Origin of the sequence: Dietzia sp. CQ4 (genome assembly GCF_014145125.1) — a bacterium.
Lineage (GTDB): Bacteria > Actinomycetota > Actinomycetes > Mycobacteriales > Mycobacteriaceae > Dietzia > Dietzia natronolimnaea.
This window is the reverse complement of the sequence record NZ_JAALDZ010000115.1, coordinates 1-15,604: the sequence shown is the minus strand read 5'-3', so window position 1 is coordinate 15,604 and position 15,604 is coordinate 1. Positions and strand designations below refer to the sequence as shown.

General features: G+C 63.6%; 16 protein-coding genes. 4 read left to right on the top strand and 12 right to left on the bottom strand.

Going from position 1 to position 15,604, the window contains the following annotated elements; all coding sequences use genetic code 11:
• Positions 1-177: 177 nt before the first annotated feature.
• Positions 178-1,374 (bottom strand): cytochrome P450, encoded by a 1,197-nt coding sequence (locus G6031_RS07465; protein WP_179523834.1) that lies wholly within the window; start codon positions 1,372-1,374, stop codon positions 178-180.
• A 186-nt stretch (positions 1,375-1,560) separates the two neighbouring features.
• Here G6031_RS07465 and G6031_RS07460 point away from each other — a divergent pair, with 186 nt between their 5' ends.
• Positions 1,561-2,028: a hypothetical protein gene (locus G6031_RS07460; protein ID WP_146166385.1), complete on the top strand. Its 468-nt coding sequence runs from the start codon at positions 1,561-1,563 to the stop codon at positions 2,026-2,028.
• 449 nt (positions 2,029-2,477) lie between these two features.
• Here G6031_RS07460 and G6031_RS07455 read toward each other — a convergent pair whose 3' ends face one another.
• Positions 2,478-4,064, bottom strand: coding sequence for an MFS transporter (locus tag G6031_RS07455; protein WP_179523833.1), 1,587 nt, complete (start codon positions 4,062-4,064; stop codon positions 2,478-2,480).
• Positions 4,065-4,182: 118 nt separating this feature from the next.
• On the opposite strand from G6031_RS07455, the gene G6031_RS07450 reads away from it, so the two are divergent.
• Positions 4,183-4,872 (top strand): TetR/AcrR family transcriptional regulator, encoded by a 690-nt coding sequence (locus G6031_RS07450; RefSeq protein ID WP_179523832.1) that lies wholly within the window; start codon positions 4,183-4,185, stop codon positions 4,870-4,872.
• Between the two features lie 171 nt (positions 4,873-5,043).
• Here the strand turns inward: G6031_RS07450 and G6031_RS07445 are convergent, their stop codons facing one another.
• From G6031_RS07445 to G6031_RS07430, 4 genes are all read right to left on the bottom strand, one after another.
• Positions 5,044-6,105 carry a BtrH N-terminal domain-containing protein gene (locus G6031_RS07445; protein WP_179523831.1) on the bottom strand — a complete coding sequence of 354 codons (1,062 nt, stop codon included), beginning with the start codon at positions 6,103-6,105 and terminating at the stop codon, positions 5,044-5,046.
• Positions 6,106-6,225: 120 nt separating this feature from the next.
• Positions 6,226-7,446 (bottom strand): FAD-dependent oxidoreductase, encoded by a 1,221-nt coding sequence (locus G6031_RS07440; protein ID WP_179523830.1) that lies wholly within the window; start codon positions 7,444-7,446, stop codon positions 6,226-6,228.
• On the bottom strand, positions 7,443-8,783 hold the full coding sequence (locus tag G6031_RS07435) for a cytochrome P450 (protein WP_067718083.1): 1,341 nt from the start codon (positions 8,781-8,783) through the stop codon (positions 7,443-7,445). The genes G6031_RS07440 and G6031_RS07435 overlap by 4 nt, the downstream gene beginning before the upstream one ends.
• A gap of 71 nt (positions 8,784-8,854) precedes the next feature.
• Complete coding sequence (locus G6031_RS07430) at positions 8,855-9,175, bottom strand: 2Fe-2S iron-sulfur cluster-binding protein (RefSeq protein ID WP_067718080.1); 321 nt, start codon at positions 9,173-9,175, stop codon at positions 8,855-8,857.
• 118 nt (positions 9,176-9,293) lie between these two features.
• On the opposite strand from G6031_RS07430, the gene G6031_RS07425 reads away from it, so the two are divergent.
• Positions 9,294-10,295, top strand: a complete 1,002-nt coding sequence (locus tag G6031_RS07425; protein WP_082924073.1) for an AraC family transcriptional regulator — start codon at positions 9,294-9,296, stop codon at positions 10,293-10,295.
• A 149-nt stretch (positions 10,296-10,444) separates the two neighbouring features.
• Here the strand turns inward: G6031_RS07425 and G6031_RS07420 are convergent, their stop codons facing one another.
• Positions 10,445-10,969: a PaaI family thioesterase gene (locus G6031_RS07420; RefSeq protein ID WP_179523829.1), complete on the bottom strand. Its 525-nt coding sequence runs from the start codon at positions 10,967-10,969 to the stop codon at positions 10,445-10,447.
• Positions 10,970-11,265: 296 nt separating this feature from the next.
• On the opposite strand from G6031_RS07420, the gene G6031_RS07415 reads away from it, so the two are divergent.
• The gene (locus tag G6031_RS07415) at positions 11,266-11,895 is read left to right on the top strand and encodes a TetR/AcrR family transcriptional regulator (protein ID WP_179523828.1); all 630 of its coding nucleotides are present in this window, start codon (positions 11,266-11,268) and stop codon (positions 11,893-11,895) included.
• Positions 11,896-12,449: 554 nt separating this feature from the next.
• Here G6031_RS07415 and G6031_RS07410 read toward each other — a convergent pair.
• The 5 genes from G6031_RS07410 to G6031_RS07395 all read right to left on the bottom strand — a co-directional run.
• Positions 12,450-12,947, bottom strand: a complete 498-nt coding sequence (locus G6031_RS07410) for a carbonic anhydrase (protein ID WP_179523827.1) — start codon at positions 12,945-12,947, stop codon at positions 12,450-12,452.
• 68 nt (positions 12,948-13,015) lie between these two features.
• A complete protein-coding gene (locus G6031_RS07405; RefSeq protein WP_187702129.1) occupies positions 13,016-13,696 on the bottom strand; it encodes a TrkA family potassium uptake protein in 681 nt (226 codons plus the stop codon).
• Entirely contained in the window at positions 13,689-14,498 is an 810-nt protein-coding gene (locus G6031_RS07400) for a potassium transporter TrkG (RefSeq protein ID WP_344392486.1), read from the bottom strand. Before G6031_RS07400 ends, G6031_RS07405 begins: the two co-directional genes overlap by 8 nt.
• 334 nt (positions 14,499-14,832) lie before the next feature.
• Positions 14,833-14,973: a hypothetical protein gene (locus G6031_RS18655; protein ID WP_206682149.1), complete on the bottom strand. Its 141-nt coding sequence runs from the start codon at positions 14,971-14,973 to the stop codon at positions 14,833-14,835.
• Between the two features lie 57 nt (positions 14,974-15,030).
• The coding region (locus tag G6031_RS07395) for a PepSY domain-containing protein (protein WP_182652898.1) at positions 15,031-15,604 on the bottom strand (574 nt) is incomplete at its 5' end.

Genomic DNA, 15,604 nt, shown 5'->3' with positions numbered 1-15,604 from the left:
GTCAGCGGCCAGGGTCAGCGGCCAGGGTCAGCGGCCAGGGTCAGCGGCCAGTGTCAGCGGCCCGCGTTACCGCTCTAGTCGGCGTACTGCCATCGCTTTAACAGCCAAAGAATGGAATTGTGAGCTCTGATTGAACGCGGCTGGCACGCGCTATTTGTTGGTTGTCGCCACCGTGGCTCATCTGGCGCTGATGGACGTCGGTTCGAACGTTATCGGCAGCTTCTTGTAGCCCCTCACGGGCCCTGAGAGGAGGCGCTCGGCGCCGTCGGCAAGTGCAAAGTCGGGTACGTAGGACAGGAGTTCCTCGTAGGCGACTCGGCACTCGAGCCTGGCCAGCGCGGCACCGAGACAGAAGTGGGGGCCGTGACCGAAGGCGAGACCGCGCTCGGTTTTCCGGTCGAGAATGAATGACTCCGGGTCAGCGTACTCCCTCTCGTCACGGTTCGCCGACCCGTAGAGCAGCATCACCTTGCTGCCAGCTCGCATGGTTTCACCGTGCAGTTCGACATCTTCGGTCACGGTCCGGGCGAGGCCTTGGACGGGGGACTCAAGGCGGAGAAATTCCTCGACAGCTGCAGGGAGCAGGCTGTGTTCCGCGGCGATCGTTCGCAGCGTTTCGGGGCGTTCGCTCAGGATCTGGGCGGTGTTCGAGATGAGGTTCGTCGTGGTTTCGTTGCCGGCGATGAGAAGCATGAAGCAGAAGCCGAGGAGTTCCTCTTCGGTGAGCGTCTCGCCGTCGACCTCGGCGTCCAGGAGGGCGGACATGAGGTCGTCCTTGCGGTTGGCGCGGCGTGCGGCGAGCATCGGCGTGAAGTAACCGTAGAGCCCCAGGGCCGCGTTCGTCGCATCCTCGACGGAGGCCGGATCGTTGGGATTGACCTGCACGAGACGGTCGGACCAATCCCGGAACTGCTGCCGGTCCTCGTTCGGGATGCCGAGCATGTCCGCGATGACAATCGTGGGCAGGGGGCCGGCGTACTCGTGGACGAAGTCGACCTCACCTCGCTCGATGAAAGACCCCAGGAGTCCCCGCGCGGTAGCCCGGATGCTGCCCTCCATTTCGGCGATCCGCCTGGGAGTGAAGGCCCGGGACACGAGCTTTCGCAGAGCGGAGTGCCGTGGGGGGTCCATCATGATCATCATCGGCATCAGGTCGCCCATGCCTGCCGCGAGGTCCTGGCCGACGACGATCCCCTTCGCAGAGGAGAAGCGCCGGTGGTCCTGCGTGGCAGCCCAGATGTCGTCGAACCGGGATAGTGCCCAGAATTCTTGTTCCTTGTTCCAGTAGACCGGCGACTCCTCGCGCAGCACCTGATAAATCGGATACGGGTCTGCCTGGACGGCGGGGTCGTACGGGTTGTAGAGCTCTGACACTTGGGGCCTCCGGTCTGGACGGGCCACTTGGGACGGTAAAATACTTTCGTCCCACTGTACACCCGGTTTGCCTGCCAGAATTGAGGCGAGTGGTTCCCCACTGCGAGGAGGCGTGAAATCGACCAGCAGCTGTACCTAGACGCCACCTTGTCGGCCTTCTTGCGCCATGGGGTCAGCCGGACGCGGATGACCGACATCGCGGCGGTGGCGCGGGTATCGAGGACAACGGCGTACCGGATTCTTGGTTCAGTCGATCGCGCGGCGACGAGCCTTCTGCAACGCGAGATCGAGCGCCTGCTGAGCGAGGTGATTCGCGGGCTCGACAGCGCGACTGACGCACCCGATGTGCTTTCCGTTTGCGCGCGGGCCCTGGAGCGGGTGGAGCAGCACCCCTTGTTCCGTAAGGTCCGCACGGACGAGCCGGGAATCATCGGCGAAGCCCTCGTGCTTCAGACTGCGCCGATCATCGACACCATTACCAGCGCGCTCGCGCCCTCTTTTCGAAAGCTCGCGGATGACGGCGTGCTAGCGGTGGACGACCACGAGAACGTCATCGACAGGCTGGTGCGACTGGGGATCACATGCGTCCTGTCCCCGCCTCGCGGTGGATACCAGTCATTGCTGGGCGACATCCTCCGCGGTAATGCCGGGTAGGTGTGCGACTCGCTGCTTTCCTGGGTGCCGCGCCGGGGGAGTTCATCGCGGTCGTGCTGGTCGAGAAGGTAAGGGCCGCCGACCTCGACCACGGTGCCCTCCACCGTTGCCTTGATGCCTACAGCTGGATATGAAGAGAAGTCTGTCGCCTTCAGCGCGGCCAGGGTTGCTCATCCTGGCGGGCAAGTCGACTCAGTAGAAGAATCTGTTGGAAGCTTGGCGGAGTTACTGGCGGCGAAGCTGCCGCGTGGTCTGAGCGGGTAGTGCGGTGGCGCATCTGTTGTTGTCGACTGCCGAGCAGAATGACGCTCGTGAGCGAGAGCTGGCGGGGGAGTCGCGACCGGATGCTCGTATGGAGGCCGTCCGCGCCGAACCCGGCCGTGCGCACCAGAAACTGCGGTTCTTGATGACCTTGGGCAGATTCTCCATGCAGTCTGAATCTGGATCGGCTACTTATCCGCCGCCACTGCCCGGTGAGCCGGTGCTTTTGAGCTGGCCATGGTTTTGTGGTCGCGTGAGCCAGCAGCGCCCGGGGCAAGGAACGCTAGCAAGACTGCGGCGCCGGCGGTAAGGATTGCCAACGTAAGCGTGGCCTGACTGCTGCCGTTCACAAATGCTTCTTTGGCGGAGTCGACCAATGGTTGCGCCATTGGTCCGGCTTGTGCGGCGACCTCTAGTGCGGCGGCCAGAGAATCGGCGACCGGACCACGGGCAGGTTCGGGCAGCTGGGGAAGGGTGGGTTGAATGTGGCGGGTGTATCCGGCGGCCAGCACACTGCCGGCTACCGCGATCCCCATCGCAGCGCCGATCTCGCGGGCCGCATCGTTGACTGCGGCGGCGACCCCGTGTTTGCTCTCCGGAGTTTCGGCGATGATGGCGTAGGTCGCCGGGGCTGTGCATAGTCCAAGTCCTGCGCTCATGATCACCAGCGGCCAAAGCAGGTCGAGGTAACGTGCATCGACGGTCAGCCTGCTCACCAGCATCAGACCAACTGCGATGGTCACCAGGCCAGCGACGGTCATCACTCGCAGCCCAAATCGCTGTGACAGTCGGGGGGCGATCACCGAGATCACGATCAGGGGGACCGTCATCGGCACCAACCCCAACGCCGAGGCCAGCGGTCCATATCCCAGGATCAGTTGCAGGTACTGCACCAGGAGTAGGAATACCCCGAAAGTGACCAAGAATTGGATGGCCACCGACAACGAGCCGGCGCTGAAGCCGCGCTTGGCGAACAACCGAACATCCAACAAGGGGGCCGAGGATCGCAGCTCAATCAGGATAAAAAAGGCTGTCGCCAACATGCCGGCCCCGGCGCTGGCGAGAACGATCGGGTCGGCCCAACCCCGCGCTGGAAACTCGATCGTGGCGAATACGATTCCCGCAACCGCGACTGCAGCTGCCGCCGCGCCCACCCAGTCCACGGGAGGGTGATCATGCTGGCTGGACTCAGCGATCGTGCACGCCAGCGCGGCCAATAACGCTCCCGCTGCAGTCAGGCCGACAAATACCGACACCCACGACCAGCGCTCAAGCAACACCCCGGCGCCGAGGATGCCCATCACTGCTCCGGAGCCGGCGACTCCAGCCCACACACCTACTGCTCGGCCGCGATGAACGGCGGCAAAACCAGCAGTCAGAATCGAGAGCGTCGAGGGCATTACCAGTGCAGCGCCCGCCCCGGCAATCGCTCGCGCAGCGATCAACCACGCCGGGTCAGACAGCAGCAGGGGAAGTGCGGACGCCAAGGTGAATATCACCAGACCTATTACGAGAACCGCCCGTCTGCCGTAGCGGTCACCGATCGCTCCAGCGGGCAGGACCAGGCACGCCAGTACCAGCGTGTAGCCATCGACGATCCAGGTCAGCTGGGCTTGCGTCGCTCCAGTCTCTACCGCAATCTGCGGTAATGCCGAATACAGCGCGGCCATGGCCGCGACCACCAACGCCACGGCCAGGCACGACACCGTGAGCATCCACCATTCGGCTCGGGTCCACCGGGATGACTCGGTGATGGTCTGTTGGGACGAGTTCATCGCCGGCCCCTTGCTGTGAGATGGTCGGTCTTGTTTCGAGACAAGTAGTATCACAGTATCCGGCTGGCTGGACAGGTTAGCTTGGACGAGAAGTGACCGTCGGCCGAAGGGGGAGAGCGTGAACGACTGGAGTGCTGATCGGCCCGCTACGGACGACGACGAGCTCGATCCGCGACTGCTGCGCTCACGAAAACGATTACTCGACGCTGCTACGCATCTTCTGAGCACTGGCGGTGTAGAGGCGGTTACCGTCGAGGCGGTCACTCGAGTATCAAAGGTTGCGCGGGCCACGCTCTATCGGCATTTCGGCGGCACCGCCCAGTTGCTTGCAGCGTCCTTCGAGCGGCTGTTGCCTCGCGTCGAAGTCTCTGCCACCAGTGGGTCGGTACGCGACCAACTCATCGCGCTTCTCACGGCCCAAGCTGACCTGATTGACCAGGCGCCGCTGAACATTACAACTCTGGCTTGGCTGTCAATCGGATCAGTCGGCGGCAGCGATCCTGCCGATTCGGCCGCGATCACCTCACTGCGCAGTCGAGTCATCGAGGAATACCGGCAGCCCTTTGACCGCATCCTCACACAGCCTGACGTTCGAGCACAGCTCGGCAACGTCGACACCACCTTCGCGATCGTTCAACTCCTGGGTCCCGTCGTGTTCGCTCGCCTTACTGGGCTCTGCACCGTCGACCACGACGGATGCGTGCAACTCGTTGATGATTTTCTTGCTGCCCGCAAGCAGGGAGGCGAACCCATCCCGGCCGAATCCAGCCACGGCCTGAACCGCCCTGGCGCCGGCGGATCTCGCTAAATCGGGGCTTCTTCTTGTCGGATGGGTGTGACCGCTCGATCGCCGAGGTCGCTGGGGAGGTGGCGAGGCAACCCTAGAGCCCGGTCGTTTCGGTGCGTGCTGCGGCGAGCCATCCGCTGCAGTCTGAGTGCGGCCGGAATTTCTACCGTCCAGTTTGGACTTCCCGATTCGTCAGGCTGCTGCAAGTGATCGCGAAGCTGACTCCAGAGCTTCAGCCAGTTGAAGCTCGAGCGTGGGCAGGAGGCTAACCGCCGAAGCCACACGTTCCAGCCGAGTACGTACATCGACCTCGTGCTCGCTTGCGGCCCTTCCGGCTTCCGTCCATGTCTGTGCACAGTGTCTGGCGACTACGGCGAGATCTTCGGTCGCGAGGTCACCGGTCAAACGTGCCACGTCCGCGCAGCCGTCAGCGAGCAGCTTTCGGAACAGGCCACCTCCGGTGCCGGCCTTCTCGATGAAAGCGCTCAAGCTGAATAAGAGGATCTCGAGTTCGTCAGCCGGTAGATGGGACCAAGTCCGGACATCAGCGGCGAGCTGGGCGACTGCTGCTAAGCCTTCGGAACCGCTCACCGCGGTCGTGAGATCGACGACTCCGGGCGGAGTTGGGTGGCGCATGTTCGCTGCCGATTGACGGAAAGCCGCTGCGGCAACCTGCGCAAGGTCTGGTAACTCATGCGGCCAGGCGATGCGGTACGTGGTGTGACGTGTCGGTTGTGGGAATGACATCGACGACCGTGCTCGAGCGAGAGCGTCGAACGGAACCTTTTGGACCTCGGCACGGTCGTTGTCAACAACGAAGGCGATCCTCTCCGCCTCGTCGTAACCAATTACCACGATATCGTGGCGACTCATTTGGAGCCGAACCCGCAGGTAGGGCAACTCTGCAATGTCGCCCCATATCAGGGCTGGCCTTCCGGCATCGACCTCCTGGCTAATCCACGACCATCCTTCTCGGGGATCGTCGGTCGTGAGCACTTGGACCTGTGCGCCCAGTAGATGGGGGAGATTTACTTCGAAATCGGAGTCTCTCCCTACCAGATAAAGCGGCGGGAAGAGGTCGCTCGAGCGCAAGTAGGACAGGCCAAGTGACCCCCCGAGGGTGAAGACGAGACCTTCATCGGGCGGTTCTTCCCAGCCGAGGCCTTGCCAGTGCAGGAGGTCTCGCATCGCGGCTGAGCCGCAGTGCCCCCCGACCCGATGTGGATAGTTCTCGATGAGCGTCTGGCGAGTCATCAGAGTTCCTTTCTGAACGGCAGGCGGGCACGAACCGGGCTCTCTTGCTGCGCCAGTGGGATGTCAGCGCCGTTCGTCGAGGCTCCGCCGCTGACCGTGCGAGTCTCGCTCGGGACTGGCTTACCCATTGCGCAAGGAATCGGGAGAACCCGTATGGGCGAAATCGGTCCGGACGAAAGGACGCTGCTGTGTGATGACCTGTTTGCTGAGCATGAAATCACGGGGACGATTGATGCAGTCTGCAGCAAGGAGTTCGCCATCACGGAGGTAGAAGCAGCTGAAGTCGCGGTCTCGGGTGGGGTCACCGCTGAGGACGACTTCGTCGTAACCGGTGTTGAGACCGGCGATCTGCAGCTTGAGATCGTATTGATCTGACCAGAACCAGGGCAGCGACACTGCGCTCTTGGACTTCCCGCAAAGGGTAGCCGCGGCGAGTTTCGCCTGATCGGTTGCTGCGGGTACGCACTCCAGCCGGACTCGGCGACCGTATCGAGAGATGTACTTGCTGGCACAGTCTCCGGCGGCAACGATGGCTGGGTCACTGGTTCGGGCGTGCTCGTCGATCACCACACCATCGTTCAGGGTCAAGCCCGCCGCCTCGGCGAGTTCTGTTCTCGGTTCAACACCGATACCCACGATGACCAGATCAGTCGGAATCGACTCGCCAGTAGATAGTGTGACCTCCCGGACGCAATCGTCTCCGACTAATGCTGCGACTTTGGCGCCCGTTCGGATATCGATGCCCTCCTCTCGGTGGATCCGCTCGAAGAACGTTGATACGTCGGGAGCAGTGACCCGCTCGAGGACGCGAGTGGTCGCCTCGAGCACGGTGACTTCCAGGCCCAGTGCCCGTAGTGAGGCGGCCGTCTCAAGTCCGATGTAGCCGCCCCCGACGATCACCACCCGCCGCCCGGGGGCGGCGGACGTGCGGATCAACTCGACGTCTGCGGCGGTACGAAGGTAATGGACCCCGGCGAGATCGGCCCCAGGAACGCGGAGCTGACGAGGGCGGGCTCCCGTGCACAGCGCGAGCTTGTCGTATGTCAGTGTGTCGCCGGTGCTCATAACGATGTGCCCAGCCGAGCGGTCGATCGCCTCCACGTGCGCGTTGAGAAGCTGGATTCGCTGCTTGGAGTAGAAGTCCGAACTGCGGATGGTGATCTCGTCGAGGGTGGTTTTCCCGGCGAGATACGCCTTCGACAGTGGCGGGCGCTGGTAGGGCACCGTGGGCTCCTCGCCGATGAGGACGATCTCACCGCTCCACCCGTCCTGCCGTAGGCTCGCCGCGAGTTGGGCTCCGGCATGGCTGGCACCGATGATGAGGGCTCGCTGCGATGTCATGTGCCGGATTTCGGGGTGAGGCGCACCATCATCTTGCTGATACCCCGCACGAAGTTGGACTGCACGTACTCGGGTTCGCCGACGACCTCGATGTTCTCGAAGCGGGGGAGCAGCTCTTCCCAGAGGATCCGCAGCTGCATTTCGGCCAGTCGGTTGCCCATGCACCGGTGTACGCCGAACCCGAAGGAGATGTGGTTGCGGACGTTGGCCCGGTCGATGATGAAGTCATCGGGCCGCTCGAACACACGCTCGTCGCGGTTGCCTGAGGCGTACCACATCACGACCTTGTCACCCTTACGGATGAACTGACCGTTCAAGATAGTGTCAGTCTTGGCGATTCGGCGCATGTAGGCCAGCGGCGTTTGCCACCGGATTATCTCGGAGACCATGTTGGGGATCAGGTCAGGGTTGGACTTGAGCTTTTCGAACTGGTCTGGGAACCGGTTCAGCGCCAGAACGCCACCACTCATCGAGTTCCGGGTCGTGTCGTTCCCTCCGACGATCAACAGCACAAAGTTGCCCATGAATTCCATCGGGCGGTCGATCAGATCCTTGGTGTTCTCGTTGCTCTGCAGCATGGTGACCAGGTCGAAACCGGGTTCCTCCCCCTCTGCTAACCGAGCCTTCTTGTCGTACCACAGAGAACTCAGACCGCTCGCCATCTCGCGCATTCCGTCGAACGTCTCGTCGAGGTCCGCAGGACCACCGTTCGCTTCCTCGAACGAAGTTGCAATATCTGACCAGTACACGAGTTTGTGACGTTCCTCGTATGGGAAGTCCAAGAGCGTCGCGAGCATTCGAGCTGTCAGTTCGATCGAGACAGCCTGGACCCAATCGAACGGCTGATTCACCGGCAAGTCGTCTAGTACCTCGCGAACCCGAGACCGAATGAGCGTCTCCATCTCGCGCAGGTTCTTCGGCGCCACCACCCCCTGCACAGCTGCTCGCTGCACGTCGTGGCGCGGTGGGTCCATCGCGATGAACATCTCAATATCGAGAAAACGAGGCGGGGCCCCGATCACTATCATCGGCTCGGCGGAGAAGACCTCATGGTTCTTATCGACCGCGATGATGTCTTCATGTCGGGTCACTGACCAGAACGGCCCGAACGCACTGTTGGGCTGAAAGTGGACCGGAGCCTCGTTTCGCAGGCGCTCATAGTAGGACTGCCAGCGGCCTTGGCGATAGAGAAAGGGATTACTGAGGTCGATGTCGGCGAGCTCGACATCCTCGACGGGAGGAATGGGACTCTCTACGAAGAGCTTCTTCCCATTCGTCCTTGTCACCCAGCGCCGAGTCCTGTCGTACAGATGGGCGCCCCGGATCTGAAGATCCATCGGGATGGCCGACCGGATTCTGTCCCCGACTTCTACATGATTGCTTGACACGACTCTTGATCCCTTCGTCGTTACATCTGGAACTCTGGCACCTGGACGACCAGGCCGTCCCAATCCGCGGACGCGGTCATCTGGCACGACAGTCGAGAGGTCGGCAGCCTTTCCGGGTTCATTGCGAGCATTTCCTCTTCACTTGCTCCCGAGAGGCCGACCTGTTCGGACCACTGCGGATCAACGATGACATGACACGTGCCGCACGCGGCTTCGCCTCCGCAGTCAGCGTCAATCCCGGGCACCGCGTTGTTGACGGCGATCCGCATGAGTGACTGCCCCTCCTCTAAGGGCACCACGTGCTTCTCTCCCTCATGTGAGACGAAGGTTACGACTGTCATCGCTGGCTCCTGCATGGTTGTTCGGGTAATAGCTGCTCACAGCATTGCTAACAACGACGACTGCGGCTAGGTTGATTGAGGGCAGAAGCTTGTTAATTTGGCTCAGAAGGCGGGGGCGATGAATCTTGATCGCGAGGGCGTGCCACCGCTCGTGTTCGCGCAGTTACTTGAGAGCCCAGTTCTGGAGCAAGACGCCGTTGCACGGTTTCGCGAGATCATGGATCGTGAGCGAAGCGACGTCGAGTCACTTCTCGCCATCAACGCCCAAGTTCCCCTGCGGTGGATCAGGGAAGCCTTGCCCGACCTCGACGTTGACCAAGCAACGACCCTCGGTTTGGCGTTCGCCCAGCATGCTCATCTGACGTCCTTCGGACCATTAAGCGTCCCACTAGTAAGCGCAGGTTCCGCAGGCGAGATATTGGAATTGCTTGCCTACCTGCCGCTAATAACCCCAGCCCTGAGTGCGCAGTTCTACGCAGGTGGACACGGAGTGTCTGTCGCGCTCAATGGGCAGACGGGCGATCGAGTCCTAGACTCCCTAGTGGTCACCTACTGTGGTGCGGTCCTGCTGAGGCTGCTGAATATACTCGTTGGCGATGCACCAGACATCACACTCTCACTGGGTTGGCCCGCTCCGGAAGGTCTGCCCGTGGATCAGGATCGGTTAGCTGGTCGCCTGGTATTTGACGCTTCACTGTCCATTCTGCATTTTCCCGTTGACGCGGTCAATCACGTCTGCCGGTTCTCTGACCCCGTGGCGTATCGACTCGCTATCAGTGACTTGCAGCGAAGGCTCGACGAGCGGAGTAAAATCGCCTCGTATTCGGACAAGGTGAGACGTCTGATAGAGAAGCGTCCCGCAGATTGTGGAAGTCAGTGGATTGCAGACGAACTCTCCATCTCTACGAGCACACTTAAGCGGCGCCTCTCTGAGGAAGGGATGACCTATCGCGGACTGCGCCAGTCGGTCATTCGTGAGTACGCGATTCTTCGTTTACTGGACGGATCTGTGTCCGCGAGCGAGATCGCCACGGACCTCGGATATAGCGACCTCGCCAGCTTTTCACACGCTTTCAAGCACTGGACCGGCCACCCGCCGACGGGGTTCCGTCGTAGGTAGCGCTGCCACTTGGTTGACTCGTACAGGGCAACTGGCATTGCACGGTGCCTTCCGCTTCGCCCGTTCTTTGGGCGTGGCGTTCAATATCTTCAGGCTCCGCCGACATCCTCGACGTATTCGGGCCTGGTGCTCGCGGCGGTGAGTTTGGCCTAAGCCCTCGAGTTTCTCTGTGACTGCAAAAAGTGTTCAACCTCGACCACGATGAACAGGGCAGTGGCAGTAATAACAGTGCGGCCCTCTGCATCCTCCATCGTGGACGTGAGGTCCAATTTCCGGCCATCGCGAGACCGAACTGCAGCGCGCAGGATGTACGGGGTGTCGAGTAGTGCTGGCGCAAGATACTCGAGCTCGAGACGGCGCGTCACGGCGAGCTCGCCGACCGAATACAGCAAGAAGCCGAAGAGGTCGTCAATCACGGTCGCTACCGCGCCGCCGTGTGCAATGCCCGGTGCCCCGACGTGGCGCTGGTCGAACTGGTGGTGTGCGACGACGCCGTCTCCGTCACGCCGTACCGAGAGGAAGTGACCATTCGGGTTCTCTGGTCCACAGCCAAGGCAGTTGGGGTGGTGGGGAGGAAGCTCGGAGGAACCGGATTCCATGCGCGTGAACGAGGCCACCCAGTTGTCGATATCGGTACCTATCGGCTCGCCGGCCTTGTCGCGAAATGTGTCCATGTCCAGACCTTCCTGTCGATGAAGTTGTACTGGGTGCGATACCTCGGCTTGTGGCGACGGAGATATCGCCGACACCCGCACGTCCGACCCGTGACCCAACCTTTGACCGGGACGTCCAAGGGGCCCTGAGGCCCGATACGGGTGGCCTGAGCAACTGGCTGTCGACGGCACGATAGTCAGGTCGACAAGGCCGACTGAGCCGGGACACCTTGTACTGTACGAACATACAGTAAGCGGTACCGACGTATAGTCTAGTTTGGGGTCCGTAGGCTCGACCGCAACTGAAGGGGAACCGCGTGAATCGTTCCGCACCAGGCGCCGCGGGCCGGGATCTCACTGCCAAGGCGCGCATCCGCAACGCCGCACTGGATCTCTACGCCGCCAACGGCGAGGACGGCACTTCGTTGCGAACCGTGGCAACCGCGGCCGGAGTGACGGTGGGTCTCGTGGTCCATCACTACGGCACAAAGGACGGCCTTCGCGAGGCGGTCGAGCGACTGGTCGTAGAGCATTTCGCTACCGCACTTGCCTCGGCGCCCGTGGACATCCCAGGCGCCGACATCGCCCGGATCCGCAACGACGCGGTTGTCGACATGCTGGTCAGGCGTCCCGAGGTGGTGAACTACCTGCGCCGCGCGTTGCTAGATCCCGGCGGTCAGCGAGGTGAGTTACTCGAGCGACTCACCGAGCTGACACACCGGGAAGTGGCGGCTATGCGGGAATCTGGCGCGGCGTCTAGGGTCCGCGCCGATGCTGTTCAGGTGGTCGACGTCATCGTCACTCAGCTGGGCCGTTTGTTCCTCCAGCCGCTCGTGGACTCGATGTGGTCCCATCTCGGGACATACACCCACACCGAAGGCCACGACAAGCCGGAACTGAGTGTTCGCGTCACCGAGACATTGGCACCGCAAGGAACGCCGCAATGACCTTGGTCATGGTAAGTCGCTGGTTTCGAGGCCGGACGATGCCGCGAGCCGCCGAGAATCGTTGCCGCGTGACGGCCACAGTGGACTCCACTCTTAGGGGCAAGAAAACGAGATCCTGTGGCACGCCGTTGACTATCTGTCGCAGGCGAACCCGCCAGACGGCGATATGCCCGTGTGGGGCAAGAAGGTCGGCTTTCGGAATGTCTCCGACCACGCCCACGCAGGGGGCGACGGAATCGCGCACAGCCTCAGACCGAGCAGCTCCACCAGTCGCGCCCCCGCGCCTGCTGATGAAGCGCCGGGTTCTGAGGTGCCGAGTTGCCAGTGCGAGACCGGACGAACGTGCGAGCAGTTCGGGGAGCGGTCGAGTTCGCGAGATTCACAACTCGGCATCGTCTACTTGTCATAACGACAATTAGCGGCGTCCAAGGGAAGCGGGCCTGTGCAACACGGCGTGAGAAAGCGATGAACTCCTCGCCGGGGACGGCACCCGAGACGCGCAGCCGTCATCCATAACTCGACCAGGGCCCGGACACCCCTATCGCGTGGCGGACCTATCCGCGGGCCACCTCATTCAGGTCCCCGGTCTCCACGTCGTAGACGAATCCGCGAACAGCGGTGCCGTACAAGAGGTACGGGTCCGCCTCGACCCGCGCCAGCGATTGGCGGACGTCCGCCTCCACCTCTGGAAACGCCTCCGCGGCCCACCGTGGACGCAGGCCCGTCTCGGCCTGAATTTGGTCCTTGAAGTCGTCGTCCCGGAACGTGAGCATGCCGCAGTCGGTGTGGTGGATCAGCACGATCTCCTCGGTGCCCAACAGGCGCTGGCTGATCGTGAGGGAGCGCAGGACGTCGTCGGTGATCACGCCTCCGGCGTTGCGGATCACGTGCGCATCACCCTCGGACAGACCCAGTAGCCCGTACGGGTTGAGGCGGGCGTCCATGCACGCCACCACGGCGATCTTGCGGCCGGGCGGCATGGGCAGGCCGCCCTTGTCGAAGTCGGATCGGTAGGCCGTGGCGGCCTCGAGCAGCTCGTCGGTGACTGTCATGTCCGGAATCTAGTCCCGGAGTCGCACCAAGACCAGCATTCTTCTTGCCGCGAGGGAATCCGCCGGAGCTATCGCTTCCGGTCGGAGTGGTCGGCGAACCTCTCGAGGTCCCGGACGTGGCCGGAGACGATGATCACGTCCTCCGCACCGATCGAGGTCTCCGGCTCCGCGTAGTGGAAGGGCTGGCCGGGAGGCTTGATCCCCACGATGTTGACCTTGTGGCGGCTGCGGGGCCGGCACTGGTCGATGGTGCGACCGACGACGTCTCTCGGGGGGAGCATGCGCGCGATCGCGAAGTTGTCGTCGAACTTGATGAAGTTCATCATCTGGTTGGCGACCAGGTGCGCCACCCGGACACCTGCGTCGTGCTCGGGGAACACGACGTGGTGACACCCGATCCGGGTGAGGATCTTTCCGTGCGCCTTGTTGATCGCCTTGGCCCACACGTGCTCCACGCCCAGGTCGACGAGGTTCACGGCCACCAGGACGGACGATTCGATGGAGGTCCCCACGCCCACGACGGCGGTGGAGAAGTCCTGCGCGCCGAGCTGTTGGAGGGCCTCGATGTCGGAGGCGTCCGCCTCCACGACGTGGGTCAGGGAGTCGGCGTACTTCTGCACGAGTCCGTGATCCCGTTCCACCGCGAGCACCTCGCGCCCCTGGGAGACGAGCTGGGTGGCCAGGGAGACGCCGAAGCGGCCCAGGCCCACGATGAGCACCGGGGACTGGCGACGGTTGCGGTCAGCCAATGATCGGCCTCTCTGTGGGTAGGCGGTATCTGGTGCGCTGGGCTCGCATTGTGAGCGCGGTGGCGAACGTGATGATGCCGACCCGCCCCGCGAACATGAGCCCGGACAGAACGTACACCCCCGCGGGCTCGAGTTCCGCGCTCAGGCCGGAACTCAAACCGCAGGTGGCGAACGCGGAGATGGACTCGAAGAGCGGGCGTCCGAGGTCCTCGCCGGTGAGGACCATCAGCGTCAGGGCCGAGGCCGACACCAGCGTCAGTCCCATGCCGGCGACGGAGACGGCGACCCGGACCGAGGACGTGGGCAGCGCGCGGCCGTGGGCGGTGGTGTCCTCCTGCCCACGGGCCTCGGCGAGGAAGGCGAGGAAGATGACGGCGAGGGTGGTGACCTTGACCCCGCCGGCGGTCGACACCGAACCGCCGCCGACGAACATCAGCGCGTCGGTGATGAACATGGTCGAGGACCTGGTGTCCGACGGCTCGATCACGGCGAAACCCCCGGATCGCATCATCACCGAGGCGAACAGGGAGTTCTGCAGCTTGTCCGCGACGCTCTCCCCACCGAGGGTCGCGACGTTGCTCCATTCCAGCGCCGCGAATCCCGGCGCCCCGACGAGCATCAGCAGGACGCTGAACTCGACGGTCAGGCGGGTGTGGAGGTTCCACCTGCCGAGGTGCCACTGGTGCTTCCACAGGACCAGCAGGACGGGGAATCCCAGACTGCCCAGGAACACGGCGCAGATCAGTGCCCAGAAGACCACGGGGTCGTGGGCCACCGCCGCCAGGCCGTCGGGGTGGAGGATGAAACCGGCGTTGTTGAACGCGGAGACGGCGTAGAAGACGGCATGCCAGATCCCGTCCCCCCGACCCGACCTCCCCCAGCCCGCCCGCCGACGTCCCGGTCTGCGCCAGCAGGCGGGTGCGGACCCCGAACTGCCGGGTGACCGAGAGTGCCAGCATCGACGAGATCGTCACGATGCCCAGGCCGCCCAGCTGGATCGCCGTCAGGATGACCACCTGACCCGCCGAGGACCAGTGGGCGGCCGTGTCGACCGTGGTCAGACCCGTCACCGACACCGCTGACGTGGCCGTGAAGACGGCGTCGTGCAGCTCCGGCGAGCTGCCCGAGGACGTGGCCTACGGCATCATCAGCAGTGCGGTGAACAGGGCGATGGCGGAGGCGAACGCCGCGAGCGCGGACCTGGCCGGGGAGCTGTAGGTGGACGCGCGAATCGCCTGCGCGCCCGAGGAGAGGACGCCCGCGCTCCTGGACACCATGGGAGTGAGGGTAACCCCAGCGGTCTGCCCCGCTGACAGCCGCGTGCGCGTCGTGTGTCAGCCGCGCGCGCGCCGTGCCGCGAGTCCGAGGAACGCGTCCAGGACGAGGAAGGCCGCCAGCGAGATCCCCAGGAGGGGGACGGCCCACCCGATCGCCGCGACGACGGCTACCCCGACCAGGGTTCCCGCCGGGCGTCGGCGCAGCAGTTCGAGCAGGGCACCACGTACGGGGGGCCGGGCCGGACCGCCGGTGCGGGTCGGCCGCCGCGTCCACCACAGGACGTATCCCCGCACGATGACGACGACGAGGGCCGCCGCCACCGCGGCAAGCAGGAGCTGATTGGCCAGCCCGAACAGGAACCCCATATGGAGGCGGATCCCCCAGTCGGTCAGTCTGGCGGCGAGAGGGTGGTCGGAGAACGGGAGGGTCTGGACCACCCCGCCGGTCGCGGCGTCGACGCTGACCGCGTCGGGGCCGGGGGTCCAGGAGCGCCGGACCTCCTGCACCCGCCAGAGGTCGGCGTCACCGGTGGGCGGGACGAGCTGCACCGGCTCCGTGAGTCCCGCGGTGCGTGCGCCGGTCAGGGCGACCCCGGCGTCGTCGGGGGTCCAGGCGGCGGCGGTCCCGAGT

What these genes read in the sequence shown, in the direction of transcription:
- G6031_RS07425 (WP_082924073.1), top strand. Translation starts at nt 9,294, where the DNA reads ATGAATCTTGATCGCGAGGGCGTGCCACCGCTCGTGTTCGCGCAGTTA.
- G6031_RS07440 (WP_179523830.1), bottom strand. Translation starts at nt 7,446, where the DNA reads ATGACATCGCAGCGAGCCCTCATCATCGGTGCCAGCCATGCCGGAGCC.
- G6031_RS07455 (WP_179523833.1), bottom strand. Translation starts at nt 4,064, where the DNA reads ATGAACTCGTCCCAACAGACCATCACCGAGTCATCCCGGTGGACCCGA.
- G6031_RS07445 (WP_179523831.1), bottom strand. Translation starts at nt 6,105, where the DNA reads ATGACTCGCCAGACGCTCATCGAGAACTATCCACATCGGGTCGGGGGG.
- G6031_RS07460 (WP_146166385.1), top strand. Translation starts at nt 1,561, where the DNA reads ATGACCGACATCGCGGCGGTGGCGCGGGTATCGAGGACAACGGCGTAC.
- G6031_RS07435 (WP_067718083.1), bottom strand. Translation starts at nt 8,783, where the DNA reads ATGGATCTTCAGATCCGGGGCGCCCATCTGTACGACAGGACTCGGCGC.
- G6031_RS07420 (WP_179523829.1), bottom strand. Translation starts at nt 10,969, where the DNA reads ATGGACACATTTCGCGACAAGGCCGGCGAGCCGATAGGTACCGATATC.
- G6031_RS18655 (WP_206682149.1), bottom strand. Translation starts at nt 14,973, where the DNA reads ATGGTGTCCAGGAGCGCGGGCGTCCTCTCCTCGGGCGCGCAGGCGATT.
- G6031_RS07430 (WP_067718080.1), bottom strand. Translation starts at nt 9,175, where the DNA reads ATGACAGTCGTAACCTTCGTCTCACATGAGGGAGAGAAGCACGTGGTG.
- G6031_RS07410 (WP_179523827.1), bottom strand. Translation starts at nt 12,947, where the DNA reads ATGACAGTCACCGACGAGCTGCTCGAGGCCGCCACGGCCTACCGATCC.